The sequence below is a fragment of the Vibrio sp. 1CM8B genome (assembly GCF_023161685.1).
Classification (GTDB): domain Bacteria; phylum Pseudomonadota; class Gammaproteobacteria; order Enterobacterales; family Vibrionaceae; genus Vibrio; species Vibrio coralliirubri.
On record NZ_JALNTU010000004.1, the window covers coordinates 431,746 to 448,948 of the forward strand.

Annotated in this window: 14 protein-coding genes; 3 read left to right on the top strand and 11 right to left on the bottom strand. The window is 44.1% G+C overall.

What is annotated here, in order from left to right:
- Window positions 1-26: 26 nt before the first annotated feature.
- The 8 genes from MSG36_RS10760 to MSG36_RS10795 all read right to left on the bottom strand — a co-directional run bounded on the left by MSG36_RS10760 (window position 27) and on the right by MSG36_RS10795 (window position 12,469).
- Window positions 27-4,988, bottom strand: a complete 4,962-nt coding sequence (locus tag MSG36_RS10760; RefSeq protein ID WP_348983443.1) for a transporter substrate-binding domain-containing protein — start codon at window positions 4,986-4,988, stop codon at window positions 27-29.
- A 10-nt stretch (window positions 4,989-4,998) separates the two neighbouring features.
- The gene (locus tag MSG36_RS10765; protein ID WP_048610920.1) at window positions 4,999-6,024 is read right to left on the bottom strand and encodes a two-component system response regulator; all 1,026 of its coding nucleotides are present in this window, start codon (window positions 6,022-6,024) and stop codon (window positions 4,999-5,001) included.
- 310 nt (window positions 6,025-6,334) lie between these two features.
- Window positions 6,335-7,099 carry an ATP-binding cassette domain-containing protein gene (locus tag MSG36_RS10770; protein WP_017061894.1) on the bottom strand — a complete coding sequence of 255 codons (765 nt, stop codon included), beginning with the start codon at window positions 7,097-7,099 and terminating at the stop codon, window positions 6,335-6,337.
- A gap of 12 nt (window positions 7,100-7,111) precedes the next feature.
- Window positions 7,112-8,062, bottom strand: coding sequence for an iron chelate uptake ABC transporter family permease subunit (locus MSG36_RS10775; protein ID WP_136978264.1), 951 nt, complete (start codon window positions 8,060-8,062; stop codon window positions 7,112-7,114).
- Window positions 8,055-9,008, bottom strand: coding sequence for an iron chelate uptake ABC transporter family permease subunit (locus tag MSG36_RS10780; RefSeq protein ID WP_048606150.1), 954 nt, complete (start codon window positions 9,006-9,008; stop codon window positions 8,055-8,057). The genes MSG36_RS10775 and MSG36_RS10780 overlap by 8 nt, the downstream gene beginning before the upstream one ends.
- A 100-nt stretch (window positions 9,009-9,108) precedes the next feature.
- Complete coding sequence (locus MSG36_RS10785) at window positions 9,109-10,041, bottom strand: ABC transporter substrate-binding protein (protein ID WP_048610912.1); 933 nt, start codon at window positions 10,039-10,041, stop codon at window positions 9,109-9,111.
- A gap of 419 nt (window positions 10,042-10,460) precedes the next feature.
- A complete protein-coding gene (locus MSG36_RS10790) occupies window positions 10,461-11,093 on the bottom strand; it encodes a response regulator (protein ID WP_248367726.1) in 633 nt (210 codons plus the stop codon).
- Window positions 11,090-12,469 carry a HAMP domain-containing sensor histidine kinase gene (locus MSG36_RS10795; protein WP_050619684.1) on the bottom strand — a complete coding sequence of 460 codons (1,380 nt, stop codon included), beginning with the start codon at window positions 12,467-12,469 and terminating at the stop codon, window positions 11,090-11,092. Before MSG36_RS10795 ends, MSG36_RS10790 begins: the two co-directional genes overlap by 4 nt.
- A gap of 623 nt (window positions 12,470-13,092) precedes the next feature.
- On the opposite strand from MSG36_RS10795, the gene MSG36_RS10800 reads away from it, so the two are divergent.
- Window positions 13,093-13,302: a hypothetical protein gene (locus tag MSG36_RS10800; RefSeq protein WP_004731601.1), complete on the top strand. Its 210-nt coding sequence runs from the start codon at window positions 13,093-13,095 to the stop codon at window positions 13,300-13,302.
- 230 nt (window positions 13,303-13,532) lie between these two features.
- On the opposite strand, the gene MSG36_RS10805 is transcribed toward MSG36_RS10800, so the two are convergent.
- The gene (locus MSG36_RS10805; protein ID WP_248367727.1) at window positions 13,533-14,126 is read right to left on the bottom strand and encodes a hypothetical protein; all 594 of its coding nucleotides are present in this window, start codon (window positions 14,124-14,126) and stop codon (window positions 13,533-13,535) included.
- A 264-nt stretch (window positions 14,127-14,390) separates the two neighbouring features.
- Here MSG36_RS10805 and MSG36_RS10810 point away from each other — a divergent pair, with 264 nt between their 5' ends.
- Both MSG36_RS10810 and MSG36_RS10815 read left to right on the top strand, forming a co-directional pair.
- A complete protein-coding gene (locus MSG36_RS10810) occupies window positions 14,391-14,552 on the top strand; it encodes a hypothetical protein (protein ID WP_248367728.1) in 162 nt (53 codons plus the stop codon).
- Between the two features lie 237 nt (window positions 14,553-14,789).
- Window positions 14,790-15,329 (top strand): DUF3332 domain-containing protein, encoded by a 540-nt coding sequence (locus MSG36_RS10815; RefSeq protein WP_017061899.1) that lies wholly within the window; start codon window positions 14,790-14,792, stop codon window positions 15,327-15,329.
- 112 nt (window positions 15,330-15,441) lie between these two features.
- On the opposite strand, the gene MSG36_RS10820 is transcribed toward MSG36_RS10815, so the two are convergent.
- Together MSG36_RS10820 and MSG36_RS10825 are read right to left on the bottom strand one after the other, a co-directional pair.
- Window positions 15,442-16,101, bottom strand: a complete 660-nt coding sequence (locus MSG36_RS10820; RefSeq protein ID WP_017064414.1) for a potassium channel family protein — start codon at window positions 16,099-16,101, stop codon at window positions 15,442-15,444.
- Window positions 16,102-17,202: an AI-2E family transporter gene (locus MSG36_RS10825; protein ID WP_048606140.1), complete on the bottom strand. Its 1,101-nt coding sequence runs from the start codon at window positions 17,200-17,202 to the stop codon at window positions 16,102-16,104.
- Between the last annotated feature and the right edge of the window lies 1 nt (window position 17,203).

Genomic DNA, 17,203 nt, shown 5'->3' on the forward strand with positions numbered 1-17,203 from the left:
GTTGAAGTGATATTTATAAAAGACAACTACTCAGAAGCGCCAAGCCCCTCTTTGGCTCGTTCAAAGTCATAATTATCTAACGCACTTTGAACATCTTTGAGAACAACAGAATGTGGATACTGTGCCAGTAACTCTGTCACATATTGAGTTGCATCGTTATCATAAGCTTCCAGCAGTGATAGCAACTGAGCATGCTGTTCTGACGTGATGCTCGGTGAATCAGAGGTATCAGCAAGACTCGAATCGGCTTCTTCAGTACTTGTTGTATTGAATCCCTCAACACCAGACACATCAAAGCTGATCTCAACTGCTTTAGTCAGTTCGATTAACCTAAGTTCGCCTTGCTTAAGATCTTCTTCATCACACGCCTTGTTATGAGCTTTGCTTTCTAAATCACTGAGTAACTCTGCCAATCGCAATCCACCAATCGCAGCTGCCATGCTTTTTAAGGTATGAAGATTACGCTCTAACGTCTCCCATTCACCTTGTACTAAATTATCGAAAGCTTCCGACATCATGTCTGGCGAGCCTTGGCAGAACCTATCAAGCATTTTGGCTTGCAGCTGCACATCATGATAAGTCAGTTGCTCAAACCTCGACTGAGAGAAAACAGGCGGTTCTATGTGAGTATCGGAGTGTAATTCCGCACTCTCGTCAGAATCACCTGTCTGGATCGCATCTGAAGGCGTGTCTGATGGCGCTCGACCTTCAACTAATACCTCAGGAACAATGTAGCGAGTAATCAAAGACATCGCTTTATCAATAACAATTGGCTTATCCAAGAAGTCCGTGACGCCCGACGCCCTCGCTCGTTGTTTCGCATCAGAAAAAACATTGGCCGACATTGCAATAATCGGTACATCTGTATTGAATTCACGAATCAAACGGGTAGCTTCAAAGCCGTCCATAACAGGCATTTGAAGATCCATGAAGATTATTTCGTAGTCGTTGTTTTTAGCTAGCTCCAGCGCTTCCTTTCCGTTTTCAGCAAGATCGGCATTTAATTTAGAGCGACTGAAAAATGCTAAGGCGAGATCTTGGTTCAGCTCATTGTCTTCAACCAGTAGAACTCTTTGGCCTTTGAACTCTATCTGATAATCCAGTTGCAGCTCTTGGGCTTTGAAGTCGGCTAACGCATCCGAGCTTGATCGTGGCAATGTCAGCACAAAGGAGAACTCACTGCCTTGCCCGTAAACACTCTCCACCGTAATTTGACTGCCCATCGCATGCACTAATTTCTGGCTAATGTTGAGCCCAAGCCCTGTACCGCCAAACCGACGTGTTGTTGTGGTATCCGCTTGGCTAAAGGCTTCAAACAGCTTGTGACGGTTCTCATCCGAGATGCCTATCCCGGTATCCATCACACTCACCTTCATGGTTAGGCTGCTATCGTTCGAGTCAACATGCTCCACACTTAACGCTACGCTGCCTTTTTCCGTAAACTTAATCGCGTTGCCCACAAGGTTGAGTATGACTTGGAACAACCTCAATGGATCGCCTTGCAATGGCGTGTCTAATTCTGGGTCGATGACCATCGATAAATTGAGTTGTTTCTCAGCCGCTTTCGACTCCATCAACTCAATCACATCTTTAAAGGTCGTTACGGGATCAAACGGGACGTTATCAATAACAAGTTGCCCTGCTTCTATCTTTGAAAAATCAAGGATGTCATTGATGATGCCGAGTAACGAATGGCCAGAACGGTGCACTTTCTCAATGTAATTTCGAGCGACAGGATTCGATATTTCGCCAATCGCCAGATAAGACAAACCAATAATGGCGTTCATTGGGGTTCTTATCTCATGGCTCATATTGGCTAAGAATTCCGATTTAGCTTGGCTCGCCAAATCGGCTCTCTGTTTCTCTTCTTCCAATTGCTCGTTAAGGCGCTTCATTTCTGAAATATCGAATGCCCAAAATAGTGTGGCGACTTCCCCATCAATCTCAAAAAGATAATAACTGACCAAAGCAACAAATCGGGTTCCATCAGACTTTCTGAGTACCAACTCCCTATTCTCAACTTTACCGTCAAGGTCGAGCTCTTTATGCACGTCATCACGAACGCTCAGCGAGTCATGGATAGCAGCGACGTCGATAGAAGACAACGCCTGATCTTCCACACCAAACAAACGTTTTGCCGTATCGTTCGCGTAACGAACCTCTTCTTCAAATACCACGCTGGCTGCAATTGGAGAGCTATTTAGCATGTTGTAGAGTTGGTTCTGCGCCTTTTCCAGAGCTTCGGTCGCTTCCTTAGCAATACTGATCTGCTTCGCTAATTTACGATTCCAGAAAATAATAAGAAGAAGGATCACCAGAGAGAAAACCGAAATGGTGTAAACCAATTGATAGTCAACTCTTTCTATCGCTTTGGGTGCAGCCCACTTTGCTGAGATCTTCTGGTGTTCTTCAGCTGAGATACTGCCTATCGCTTTGTTCACAATAGACAACAGTAATGGTTCAGACTTGATGACATGCAGAGTTGGCGACAGGAAGAAATCTAATCGGCCGATAATGCCAATCCCTCGATAGCCAAATGAGTCGATTAGGTAAGTTAGGACGTCAACGGTATCAATCATCGCATCAAACTCACCCGACTCCACGAGCTCTAAGCCGTCATTAGTCGAGGACACCATCGCCCAGTTGATCTCAGGGTAACTATCCACGATAGCTCCTGTGTTGGCTCCGCCCTCTAAAATACCTATTTTCCATCCGGCAGCTTCTTCTAAAACAAGGCTATTCACATCTCGTCTTGAGGCTATGGCCAAGCGACTAGAAAATAACGGTTTACCCGCCTTCACACTCTCGCTAAGTGAACGATTCTCCACAGCGGCCGAGACAAGGTGCACTTTTCTATGATCAACAAGTCGTCGAGTCTCCTGCCAACTGCCGACATCAACATGTTCCAAGCGTAAACCTGTTTTCTGTTCGATCAGCTTTAGGTAATCATCGATCATGCCGATGTATTCCCCTTTGCTAGATACGGCCTCATAAGGCAAAGAGTTAGGATCAATACCGATTTTTAATACTGGATGAGACTTTATCCACTGACGTTCATTTTGACTAAGATTAAGAAGTTCACCGGCTAAACTGTTTGATTGATAAATATCTGAAATATAGCGTTTTGCACCATCTCCGAATGAATTGAACTGCTCAATGGCTGGGAAATAAACATAGCTCCCTTCCACGGAATCCACATCGAAATAGAAGGTCATAAACCCAGCATTGGTGCTGCCCGTCTGCGTTTTATAGCCAGCGCCTTTCGTCACGGATGACAATTTAGAGGTGTTTTTCTTGTCCAATGATGACGTTGATACATCTCCTAGGAACCAAGATTCAAGCGGTCGCTTATTATTATCAGCCAGTGCCGAAATCACCGTGAAGGTATTATCTGCATCAAATATGTCAAAAATCTTAGGCAATTCATCAAAGCGATCATTGACGATAAAGTACGCTGAGATTTGAGCAATAATATCGGCCTTCTTCAGAACCGGAGTCAGGTCGTTCTTAATTTGTCTTCTAAGGATTGGCTCAAACTCACCGTCTTCCCTTTTCAGGTTTGCCAATGCGGCGTTGAAGCGGTCTCTTAGTTCAGCCCCCCTGAAATCCACGTAGATGGGATAGCTGACTTTATAATCCTCATGGAGTTGAATCTCGCGCATTTCAATAAACCGGGTATTGGTGACAAACCAGGTTAACACGCGCCTTTCCACCATCAGGAGATCAACATTTTGAGCTCTCAGTTGGGAAAACGCCGACTCTAAGCTGTCGAGATCATCTATCCGATCAATGCTCAATTGGCTTTCCAACACTTCTACGGAGTTTTTAATCGGCGATGTTTCATCGAACAGCAAAGCTCCCAATGACAAATTTTTTGCCGACTTCAAATCCAGCTTACGCCTCTTTAATGACACTGGCACAAAATCAACATCCATCACCTTGTCACTAACAAAGTGCAATGAAGAGTCATCCAGTTGAACGCCAGAAACAAACGATATTGAGCTATTGCTATCAATGGCTTGACGAGCCGCACTACGAGGCAAGGTGACAACGTCACCCAATCGATACCCCATATCGTTCAAAGCCCTTTGCATAATGTCATGCTCTAAGCCGACAGAAGTACTGTCTGGGTACATGTAAGGCGGGTTGCCGAATCCAAATACACCTTTAATGGGAGAGCGATAAGGTGAGTCATCTAACCATTTAGATAAAATACGGTTCTTTTTACCGATATCAAACGTTGCAATCTGTTGATTCAACAAATTAAGCAACTCATTGTCGTTTGAACGAATAACCATGGCTGCTTTGATACTCTTCCAGCGATCAAGTACATGGTTGACCGCTAAATTCTCTACTCCGCTTTTATGAGCAAGATCCATGGTGGTTACAGGTTCAGCCAGTAAGCCATCAACCGACCCATCTTCTAATGCACGAATAGCATCAATGGCCGTATCGAACTCAACTCTCTCAATCGAACTAAGCTGCACGCCAGATCGCTCAAGGTCGATGCTTTCACGAACCATGGCAATTCGTCTCTTGGCCTCTTGCTCAATTTTATTGTTGAGGTGGTCATCGGTAGGAAGAATGACGGCAATTTGGTACGAGATATAAGGATCGGTTTGAAGGAAACGACCTCCTTCGCTGGGATCAAACTGTTGAAAAGGAAACACATCGCCTTTCCCGTCTAACAAAGCTTGCTTTGCTTCAGCGTGAGAATCTACGCTGATGAAGTTGGTTTTTACGTTGAAACGCTCTTCAAGATCGTAAGCCCAATCTCGAATAATCCCGTCGACTTTTCCGTCATCACCAATAAATGAGTAAGGATAATGACTGGATAGCGCAACAAACGTGATTTCACGATCAGGGTCGTGCCATAGGTTTGGTTGTTGCTCTGGAGCCGCCTCTGCGTTGACGCTAGCGGCACGAACAACGAATACAACAAACAAAATTATGGCGATGACATAACGCTTACCCCACTTACCCCACATCTGCCAGAGGTCACTCATCTTTGAACTTCTCTTTTATCTCTAGAATCTCAGGCAATTTAATGAAAAACAGATCAACGATAGTCGGGTCAAAATGCTTACCTTTCTGCTCAGTGATTAAGGCCAAAGCATCTTCGACACTCCAAGCTTTTTTATAAGGGCGTTCTGCAGTCAGTGCATCAAACACATCAGCCACAGCAGCGATTCTGCCAACCAATGGGATGTCTTCCCCTGCCACTTGACTTGGATAACCGGAACCATCCCATTTCTCGTGGTGATACTGCGCCACTTGAATCGCCATGCGCATCAGTTTTGAATCACTTTGCTGCCCTAAAATCTCCACACCATACTCGACGTGTTTCTGCATGATCGCCCACTCTTCCGCATCGAGTTTTCCGGGCTTAAGTAACACGTTGTCAGGGATACCTATTTTACCAATATCGTGCATTGGCGCCGCGTCTCGGAGCGTTTCGGCATCTTCGTCAGTCATGCCCAACGCCTTGCCCAACACTTCACAGTAGTGGCTCATGCGCTTAACGTGCATACCCGTTTCGTTGTCTTTAAATTCCGCTGCTCGACCTAAGATATTGAGTGTCTCAAGTTTACCTAGGTTGATCTCGACGGTTTTGTCTTTCACTTGATGGAACAGTGCTCGTTGTTGGTCATACAACGCGATGTGGGTTTTGACACGCTGGAGCGCGATTTCAGGCGTGATAGGTTTTGTTAGGTAATCGACAGCGCCTAAAGATAATCCTTTCACTTCGGCTTCAGGGCCAATTTTAGCGGTCACAAAAATGATAGGAATGTGAGCCGTATTCGGCTGAGCTTTAAGTTGGCGGCATACCTCGTAACCATCAATATCAGGCATCATGATATCAAGGAGGATAAGGTCAGGCTGCGGCACCATCTTCGCAATCTTGATACCAATTGTGCCGTTAATCGCTACTTTCACTTGATAAGTATCTTTGAGTATTGCCGTTAACACATCCAAGTTACTTGGGGTGTCATCCACGACTAACACTATGGGTTTCCGACTCATTGATACCTCGTATACAAATCAAACAGTTATAACCATAGTGTAGATGGGTTTTTAGAGGTTAAGCAGAAAAAAAAGCAATTGATTTTCAAAAATGAAGAGTAGATCTGTGAGTGACTTCAAACTGGCGTTATTAGAAGTACGACCAGTCAATATTACGTCAGTTAAGTTATTATAATACAAGGGAAACCACCTTTGAATTGCAACATTTCACTAACAACAAAAACACTATCCGAAAACAAAAAGAGCTCCTCATATGGGAGCTCTTTTCATTCAACGGCTAGAAAGCAAAACAACCGAGTTATTCAGTAATCTAACGACCAGAATAATACATACAGATTCGAACACCATCGAACTCACGAATCTCAAATGGGATCTCGTAGATAGACTCCATCACTGATTTTTCAACCACTTCCGAAACCTTACCCGACTTAACCACTTTGCCTTTCTTCATCGCAACAATGTTATCTGAGTAACAAGAAGCGAAGTTGATGTCATGAATCACGATAACGACCGCTTTATTGAACTCATGCGCTAAACGACGCAACGTCTGCATAATTTCGACCGAGTGTTTAATATCAAGATTGTTCAGTGGCTCATCTAAGAACACATAATCCGTATCTTGCGCCACAACCATCGCGATAAACGCCATTTGACGCTGACCGCCACTCAACTCATCAAGGTATTTGTTTTGGATGTCAGTAATGCCAAGGTGTTCTAGTGCTGTGTCGACGATCTTATGATCTTCGTCTTTCAAGCGACCTTGAGAGTGTGGGAAACGACCAAAACAGACCAACTCACGAATCGTAAATCGCATATTGATGTTGTTTGATTGTCTTAACACGGCAAGGTGCTTCGCTAGCTCTTTAGTATCCCACTCAGCCAATAACTTATCGCCAATGACCACTTCACCCGCGTCGCTGTCGGTTAAGCGGCTCGCCATTGAAAGCAGTGTACTTTTACCCGCACCATTTGGGCCAATGATAGAAGTCACTTCGCCTTTCGGGAACATAGCACTGGCATCATCCACCACGAGTGACTTGCCATACTTCTTACTTAAACCTGTTAATTTAATCACTACTTACTACCTTTACTGAATTCTGGTGCGTAACAACAAGAACATAAAATACAAACCGCCGACCAAGTTAATGATCACACTCACTGTGGTTTCAAACGCCATCACTTTTTCGATAAACCATTGGCCAGAAACCAATAAAACGATCGCTAACAAGCTGCTTGCGATGATAAGCACACGATGCTGATAAGATCGGAATATCTGGCGAGCTAAGCTCACGGTGATCAAGCCAAAGAACAGCACAGGGCCAACCAGAGCCGTAGACACCGCGACCATCACTGACACAATCACCAAAGTAATCTGAGTCAGTCGCTTGGTGTTCACGCCCAAGCTTGTCGCGTTATCAACACCAAGCCAAAGTACATCAAGCTTAGGCGCCAGCAACCAAAGGCCAAGCAAGCTCAAACCCAAAGGAATAAGGCTGAGGTAAACCAACTCGCCTTTCACGTTATTGAAGCTTGCGAACATCACATTCTGCAGCACCGCGAACTCGTTCGGGTCAATCAACATCGCCAAGAAGTTAGACAAACTCGAGAATACGCTGCCACATACGATGCCAATCAAAAGCAGTGTGAATACGTTATTTCGCTTGCTCTTGAAGTAGAAATGGAACAGAGCAAACGAGAACAAAATCATGACAGTCACAGACATCGAAAAGTTTGCGATTGAATCAATCACCCAGAAACTCGCACTGCCAAACACAAACAGAAGTACCGTTTGTACCAGCATATACAAGCTGTCAAAGCCCAAGATGGATGGGGTTAGAATTCGGTTATTAGTGATGGTTTGGAAAACCAGTGACGACGCAGAGATCGCTACTGCCGCCAACACAATCGACAGCAGTTTTGGTAGTCGCAGAGACAAGAAGAACTCGTAGTTATCCCATGTCAGCCCCTGCCCGATGAATAACGCTGTCATACCCAAAGACGCGATAGCCAAAATCGCAATTTTTACTGAATCACGCATTCGACTTGTCTCTCATGATTAGGTAGATAAAAATCAAGCCACCAAAGATGCTGATTACCATCGAGATTGGAATCTCATAAGGGAAGATGACGATTCGAGCTAACAGATCACAAGCCAACACCAAGATCACGCCCCAGTAGGCCGTCCAAGGCAGAATCTTCTTCATGTTATCGCCCATCATCAGCGACACGATATTCGGCACGATAAGGCCAAGGAATGGGATTACACCAACGATCATCACCACAGAAGATGCGCAGATAGCAACCAGCGCAACACCAATGAAGACAATCTTCTGATAATTCAAGCCGATGTTTTTCGCGAAGCTCTCACCGATGCTCGCCGCACTGAACTGGCTCGCAAAGTAGTAAGCCAGCACACAAGCAGGCACTGCGAGATAAAGGATTTCATAGCTGCCCTGCAACACGCTCGCAAAGTTCGCCATCGTCCATGCAGACATGGTTTGTACTAAGTCGTGTTTGTAGGCGATAAATGTGGTCAACGCTGAAACCACGTTGCCGTACATGATGCCAATCAAAGGCACTAATACCGCGTTCTTAAACTTAAGGTGTTGTAGGAAGCGAACCAATAGCATGGTGCCAAACACTGCAAACGCGAAGATAAAGCCTAAGTAGCTCCATTGCGCAGCATTGCCTAGCACTAGAATGCCGACTATGTAGCCCAACATCGCACAGTCAATGGTGCCCATCGTCGAAGGCGCGGCAAACTTGTTCTGTACGATTTGTTGCATGATCAAACCAGAAACACTCAATCCCGCTCCGGCAAGCACGATCGCGAGTAGTCGAGGGATCCGACTAACAATATAAATAGAGTTGGCGTGTTGGTTGCCATTGAAGAAGTCACTAAAACTGATTTCAGCGACTCCAATCATCAATGACGCAACGCATAACACAACAAGAAATACAGCAGCTGCAATGGGTTTCAACATAGAAATAATACTAAAGGTAGGTCTCGGGTAACCCGTATAAAAAAGTGAAAAAGGGCTTATAAGAACACTCTTATAAGCCCGAAAATCTGATAGTTAGTAACTATTGAATCGTACGTTCAATGTCACCAAGCATTCTGTGAATCGCTGTCACACCGCCACCAGCCAGATACCAAGCACTTGAATCAAGGTAAACGATGTTGCCATGCTGCGCTGCAGGTGTTGCCGCAACCAGTGGATTATCAAACAGTTGTTGAGCGCGACCTTCTGATTTGCCAATCGCTTTTTCACGGTCAAGCACGTAAAGCACTTCAGGTTTTGCATCAGCAATGTATTCAAAAGAGATTAGGTTGCCGTGTGTTCCCTTGATCGGAGCCACGGTTGCACTCTTTGATTCCACGAAACCAAAGTCATCAAAGATGATTGAGAAACGGCTGCCTTTGTTGAACATCGCAATGTTGTTGCCGTTGTTCATTAGCATCATTGCTGAAGTTTCGTCAGACGCTACTTTGTCGTTTACCGCTGTGATAGAAGCTTGAGTCTCTTTAATGATCGCTTCAACTTCAGCTTGCTTACCAAAGATGTCGCCTAGCGCACGCCAGTTTTGCTGAGCATCAGCCCAGTACTTGTCGCCTTCAATAGAGAACATGATGGTCGGAGCAATTTGTGCCAGTTTGTCGTAAACCTTAAGCATGCGGTTTTCCGCGATGATGATGTCAGGCTTCAACATGTAGATAGCTTCAAAATCAGGTTCGCTTAATGAACCTGTATTTGCCGTAGTATCTTTGTAAGAAGCTAGGTAATCAGGCAGCAAGCTATGAGGCGCGCCAACTGGCTGCACACCAATTTTATCAAGCACGTCTAAGCTACCGTGGCCTAGAACCACCACTCGCTGTGGTACTTCAGTAAACTGCGCAGTGCCTTTTACATGCTCAATGGTGACGGTTTCCGCATGCGCGGTCATCATGAATGATGATGCTAGAACGATGGCAAGCCCGCTCAATAACTGGCGAACTGAATTGATTGTTTTCTTCATGTTTCTTCCTTTGCCATTGAGACAAACCACCACTCATGACAATGAAAGTCACATTACTCATAGACGAGCATGGGGCGTACACAACTGCTAAATAACGATAATTTAAAGTCTGTCATTGGATTGACAACAAACTTGTAACGCAAGTGAGAACTATTATCAATTATATTTGCACTAAATTGGCGACACAACAACTTTATTATTCAGAAACGTAAAAGTGAGTATTCATATTTTGTTAGGCTGCTAACAATGGCAGGTATGAATGTACAAAAACGGCGATATAACGAGGATATGGAATGGAGAAGCCAAGAACAGAACACACCAATGGCCCACGATATTCTTTGCGTGAACCATAAAAACGGTTGGTAAGAAATTTAGATTTTAATCCTTATTTATCAAAAAGATAATAAAAACCTCAGCGTTTACTTGAGCATGCTCGAATGCACTTCTTTTCCGCGACGAGTGAGGGAGTAAATACGGCCTTCTCCTTTTTTCACCAATCCACTATTCACCAATTGCCTTAAATGGAAATTGAACTTGGTATGGTCTTCAATTCCCACAACGCGGCATAAATCCATAAATTTTAACTTCTGATGAATACTCAAGTGATTCAACACCGCACGTCGAATTGGGTTAGCTAATGCACTAAACACCTGGTCGTTACTGCGCTCTTCCACAGGAGTCTGCGGAGATCGTTCCGCATAAACCCTTCTAAGCGTTACCGACAGTGCCGCCAAATTAAAGGGTTTGGTTAAGAACTCGTCCGCCCCTTTTTTCATTGCATCAACGGCAACATCCACAGTCGCGAACGCCGTGGTGATCACAATCCCGATTTTAGGTTGCAATCGGCGCAAGTTAGATAAGGCTTCAACACCTGTCATGCCCCCCATCACCACATCAAACAAGGCAAGATCAAACGTCTCCTCCCCTGCTGCATCCAACGCATCTTCTGCATTATCAAACGCAACAACGTCAAATTCTTCGAGTGCCAGCGCCTCGACCAACACTTCTCTTAATTGCTCATCATCTTCTGCAAGCAATAGCTTTAATTTCATTGGGTTGCCTTAGGTAGTTGTAGTCGCACCATGAGACCGTTCTCAATATTATGCAAGGTAAGTTCACCATGATGTTGCGTCATGATTTGTCGACAGATAGCCAGCCCCATTCCAGTCCCTTTTCCTACCGGCTTAGTGGTAAAGAAAGGTTGCATCACTTTCTCGATCACATCTTCCGGAATAGCAGGGCCACGATTGGTGAGCTCTATGATCACATTAGAGCCCAATGGATACGCCGAGATAGAAATACTCTTGGTATGCTCACTCGCATCAACAGCATTTACCAGTATATTGACGAGCACTTCTTCTAGATGAATCGCGTCGCCATGCACTTGCAATTTCTTACTAACATCCAATTCGATATCAAAGTCTGACAGTCGGTATTCCACCAGCGAAAGCGACGATTGACATAAACCTCGCACACCCACCGCTTTGAATGACACCTTTCGATGGTGGGCATAATTCAGCACTTCTTGACTGATATGGGCGGCGCGCTCGATACCACTGCGGATCCTCACCAATTGCCTAGCCACATTCTCATCATCAGGCAGTCTTTTCTCGAGTAAGTCGCAACTCATCATTGCGCTGCTCAGCGGTGTTTTTACTTCATGAGCAACAGCTGAAGTCAGCTCGCCTAATTCCTTAAGCTTTTCGTCTTGAAAGGAGCGATGCACCATGGCTTCAATTTGCAGTTCTCTTTCTCTATCGAACACTCGCAGCGCTTTCCACAAGAAATGAAGCGTTGCCAAAGCACACATTGTTCTTAAGAAGATAACCCAGATGCCGTATTCAGAGCTCAAAATGCCCGAAGTAATACCATAGAAGATCAACGCAGCGCCGGTATAAACAAAAGGAGACGCGGCTTGGTGTTCAACATCATAAAACTGTTTGCCGTAAATGATCATGGTGACGCCAGCCAACAGGCCGGAACCTAAGCCGAACAACACTCGGATGTGGTTATTACTGATGTTGATGTAGTCGGTAAATGCTTGCTCATCAAAGCGATCAACCAAGCTCAAAGTAAACGCGACCAGCAACAGCCCAATGAAGATCTTGCCCCACTTCACCCAACGCCAGTCAAACAGATCCAGCATTTTCCACCCAAAAGCGCCTAAGGCGAGGTAAGAAAAGAGTAACTTGAAAACCTTGAAGAGTTCGATCGACTGAGAACGTTGAAATTGGTCTTGATAGAGAATCAAATAAAGTTCAGACCATTCATGAACACCATGAACAAAGCCAAAGATGGCAAGGATCGGGAGAAGTTTGGAGATACTGATCTGGCTGTTTTTATAGTTTCTAAAGACAACAGAAAAACCGATGGCGAAGAAAGCCAAACCGTAGATCAGATAAAGGGTAAATACGACTAATATATCCATAAGCATTAAGTGTAAACAAAGCCCTCAAGCCCTGCAATCACAACACTTAGCCCAAAAGTTACGATTTGTGATTTACAATGTAAAGATGATATATAACAGCCACTTAAGCTTGATTGATTTTGCCATTTAATTTAAATCACTAATTACACTTAAGACGGATAGATGAAAAACCAAACCTCAGTCTGATATCATGGTAAATCCGCCGACCTTCGCTCATTTAACCTTCAGTAAGCGATGGTAAATCACCCAAAAATATTTTTGAATTTAATTGAAATTAGGGTTGTAATTTTAAAAACTAGGCGTATAGTTCGCCATCTGGCTCTAATCTATAGAGCTGTTAATGCTAAAGTAAGTCCAAGTTCCACATAGACAGTTCTCGATTCCCTCGTTACACCATCTCTGCGTCAGCTTTCACCCAGATAGTCATTCAATAGCTTTTAAATTCGATCCTACTACCGTTCTATTCGTCATTTGCTCTTTTGTCAGCGAAGTCAGAATAGATCGATCACTTAAATACAAATGTAATAAACACAAGGCACAGTTATGTCACGCAGAACAACACGACAAACCCATTGGTACCAACTATCACGCGAAAAAACAGTCAATAAACTAAAAGGTAATAAATGCTCAAGATTAAAATAGACTTACACAAAGAAGAGATTTCATGGGTCACCGAGATTCGACAGCTCAATAGCGATATACTCCACCGCCACATATTGCCCAAGCTACAACATCACAGTTATCTCATCGACTTTGAATTTAATGAACGAGAAAGCATCGGAACTATCGTTTCAGGCAACGGAAACACCCTAGGACATTTCACACTCCTATAGCATTTCCCAAAGGCTACAAAAGAAACACCATCTAGTCCCAAAGATGTAAAAGATGTCACCCTCAATTCGCTCTAGCAGAACAAAATAGAGTAGAAGTAAAACAGATCAGAAACCTAGCCCTTTTTGCATTTCACACGCGGCTAACGCTAGCTAGGTTATCGTACTTCTATCGAAACCAACTTATATCGAACTCTGAATCACCACTGAGTCATTATCAGTGCATTCATGGACTAATAAGTTAACGGCATCGACCTTAACTTCTGATCAAGAGTATATAAGTGTTCTGCAGCTTGCATGTGTTGAGGGTAATCACTGAATTTCTCACGATTCTCCTCATTCATCTTACATGTCTCATCCACCAGCATTAGCTTCCAATACAGCTTCGTTGTATGCAGCATCGCCAGTAACGGTTTGAACACCTCTTTCTCATAAGCTTGAATCAACTCTTCAATCAACTCGTCACGTTCGTCTTCACTTGCGATTGAACCCTCGGTTGCCGACAACACTTTTTGATACTTCAGGTTTTGTTGCAGCTTATCCATAACCGTTTGGTTTTCTTCCGCTAACTCAACAAGCTTCGACTTAATGATGTTTACCCAATTCGCTTGGCTCAGTATTGCGTCATCAACACTGGTAAAGTCTTCTCGTATTTGTCGTTCAACGTCTTTTTGAGCTTTCTTTAAAACCGCACGCACCTTTTGGAAAGGCAGCTGATATTCCTTACTTAGCTCGATAATCAGTTTATGAAAACCACCATTTGGAAGGTGTAAGTTTTCCTTAAACGTCGCCATTGCAGCTTCTTGCTGTTCGGTAAGGTGAGTCATTCTGTTTCCTATTCTTTATCACTTATGGTGCTGAGCCCGCGATCATACCACTATTACCCTCGTTTTTTCGGTAACTTGATCAGTTACACCTCGCTATGCCGTTAAATTCTCCCAGCCCTTTCTCTTTTGGCTAGTTATTAATCTATATGGCATGAAATGGTAAATCTCCACCGGCGAAAATTCGTACATTACGCCTCAGGGGATATCGCCAGACAGGAGTCGTTACTTACATATGAAAGACAACCGCGAGAAATGAGAAAACAGATGACCTATTCAGAATACAAAGAATCCGATTTGCATAAGTTCGTAAGCATTGGTGCAGAAGCAATGGTATCCATTGCCAAGTTTGCCTTTAAAGCCACTACCCTTTTATTTCGATTTTTCCGCTGGCTTGTCGTATCGGCTTATACCTACGTGATGAAGTAACTCTATATTGGAGTCGTTGTTTTCATTGCGACTTATCTAAATACCCCAAAGCGCGCCCTATTAGGTCGCGCTTTTTTTGTGCCCATTTTTATACCTCACTTTATACCTAGATTTATGCCAAAAGTCCGAGTGCATTTTATATCGTCAGTGGCGCCAAATGGTAAAACTGACCATCGAATAAAAACCATACTACACCTGTTCCAACGAAACAGACTTCTAACTTATACAGGTACTAAAATGAAAAAGATTGCACTTAAAATTGTAGGACTAACGGTTTTGGCTTCTGCGCTAACTGGTTGTATCGGTAGTAACGCCGTAACAGGGAAAGTGATGAAATTTAACGTTGAAGTTGTCGATAACCGCTATGCTCGTGCAGGTGTAAACTTCTTATTAGCGCCTGTATACGGTATTACAACCGCAGCAGACTATGTGGTATTTAACTCACTTGAATTCTGGACAGGTAAAAACCCTATCAGCGGTTCACCACACGTATTTGATACAAAAACAGACACGCACTTCAAAGTGAACGATGAGCTGGACCCAAGCCTGAAAGAAGCCCCTGTCGGCCCAATTTCAAACAATCGCACCATTGAAACGGGTGAAATGATTAAGATCGACGAAAACACGATTCAAATGGACATCGTCTATACGTCTGGTGAAACAGCGACTCTAACGGGTATCAAAGACGGTCAAAACGTTACCTATTACATGGATGGTCAGCTTGTATCGCAAACGACTATTGCTGAATTAGAGAAGATTCAAGGTACTGAAGCTTAAGGTTCATCGCCCGCAAAGAGTTCAAACTTAGACAGACTTTGAAGCTCATAAAATAGAACAAGCCCGGCAATTGTCGGGCTTGTTTGTATGTGCTCTATTATTTGTAAATGCTCTATTGGGACTGAGACTGTGCAAGTCGAATGCTCACCAAACTCGCCACCATGATAGCTAAGTAAAAGCTGCCGATAATGGATTCCATAAAAACGAAGAACTGAGCAATAGGCAGAGCTGGTGATATGTCGCCGTAACCAACCGTAGTCAAGGTGATAAAGCTAAAGTACATCGCATTGAACAAGTTTGTCAGCCAGACTTGCTCTTCTAACCCGTTAAAGGCATTCGGAAAGATCTCTAAAATTAACAAGTAGATGGTCGACCAAGCAAACCCTAACAACAAGTAGATACAGATTGAGCCGATGATGTGATTAGGCGTCACCGTTTTTGCTTTCATCACCTGCTTCAACGCTGAGTAAATGTGTGAAAACAAAAACACAGCCAGCGCCGATAGCGTCACTATCGACAGGTTATAACCTTCCAAAAACGAAAACACACCAGACACGAGCGCCGTAATCAATAACAGTCCGTACCAAGAGCGATACAAGGCTCGCTCTTTATGAATACCTGCAATTGAACTCGCCAACGTAATAATGATAAGAAATAGGATTGTTTTTTGGCCTTGCGGATAAAACTGCTGCATCACCGCGCAACCAAAAAACAACACCAACAGTGCATAGAATAAGAAGTAGAAGTTGTCGTCTTTAGAGACTGGCTTCATCTATTTTTCCTCGACCTCTGCAGGTTTTTCCTCAGTTTCTTCTTGGTTTTTCTCTTCAAGTCCAAGCCACGCCATCATAAGCTCATAGCTTAAACTCAGTATCACAGCACCGACAAACAGACCGACGATGCCTGACATCGCCATGCCGCCCAGCGCGCCCAATAGAATAACCAACATTGGAATGTGAGAGCCACGGCTCAGCAATACTGGCTTTAAGATAGCGTCACTGCCGCTCACCAAAATACACCACACTAAGAACAAGCTCGCCGCCAGTGTCGATTCAACGCTGAACATGTAGATGATCGCAGGTAATAGAGCAAGAATCGGTGGCAGTTGGATTATCGCAATGAGCAGCACAGCTAGCGCCCAAAACGCAGCCGCAGGAACGCCTGCAATCACCAAACCGATTGCCGACATCATGGATTGAATCACAGCCACACCAATCACACCTTGCACAACACTTCGCACGGTCGATTTAGAGAGCTCTACCAATTCTTCACCTTTACCGCCCGTCAAACGCGCCACTAAGTGAGTCACGCCGGTTTTGCATTTATCGGCATTACTCATGAATGCACCAGCAATGATGGTGGAGATAATGAACTGAATAAAGCCGCCACCTAGAGAGCCAAGAACAGAAGCGGCTTTCGTCGCGAACTGTTTAACTTCATCTGCATACTTTATGAAAGTGCCTTCAATATTGTTGGAGGCGGCAACCAAGGTTGAATAAACCTTTTCCCCTATTAATGGAATATCTTGTAAAGACTCCTTCGGTTTAGGCAATGACAATGTGCCATCTTGAAGGCCTGTCATCAGGTCAGTCGCGCTGGTGTAGATACCAGAAGAAAGCGCCGCCAAAGGAATAAATAGAAGAATCACACCAATAAAGCTCAGCAATGCACTGGCTTTACCTTTCGACATCCCGGTTTTATTTGAAATTGCGACCGCCACTGGATACAACGCAGTCGCAATGATCGCACCCCATATCACCAAAAGAATGAATGGGCGCAAAATCGAAAAACACCAATACACGAGCATGGCAATCGCTGCGATCTTGATGGCAGCGTCTATCGCCTGTTTTGAAAAATCATCGGTTAACTTCATG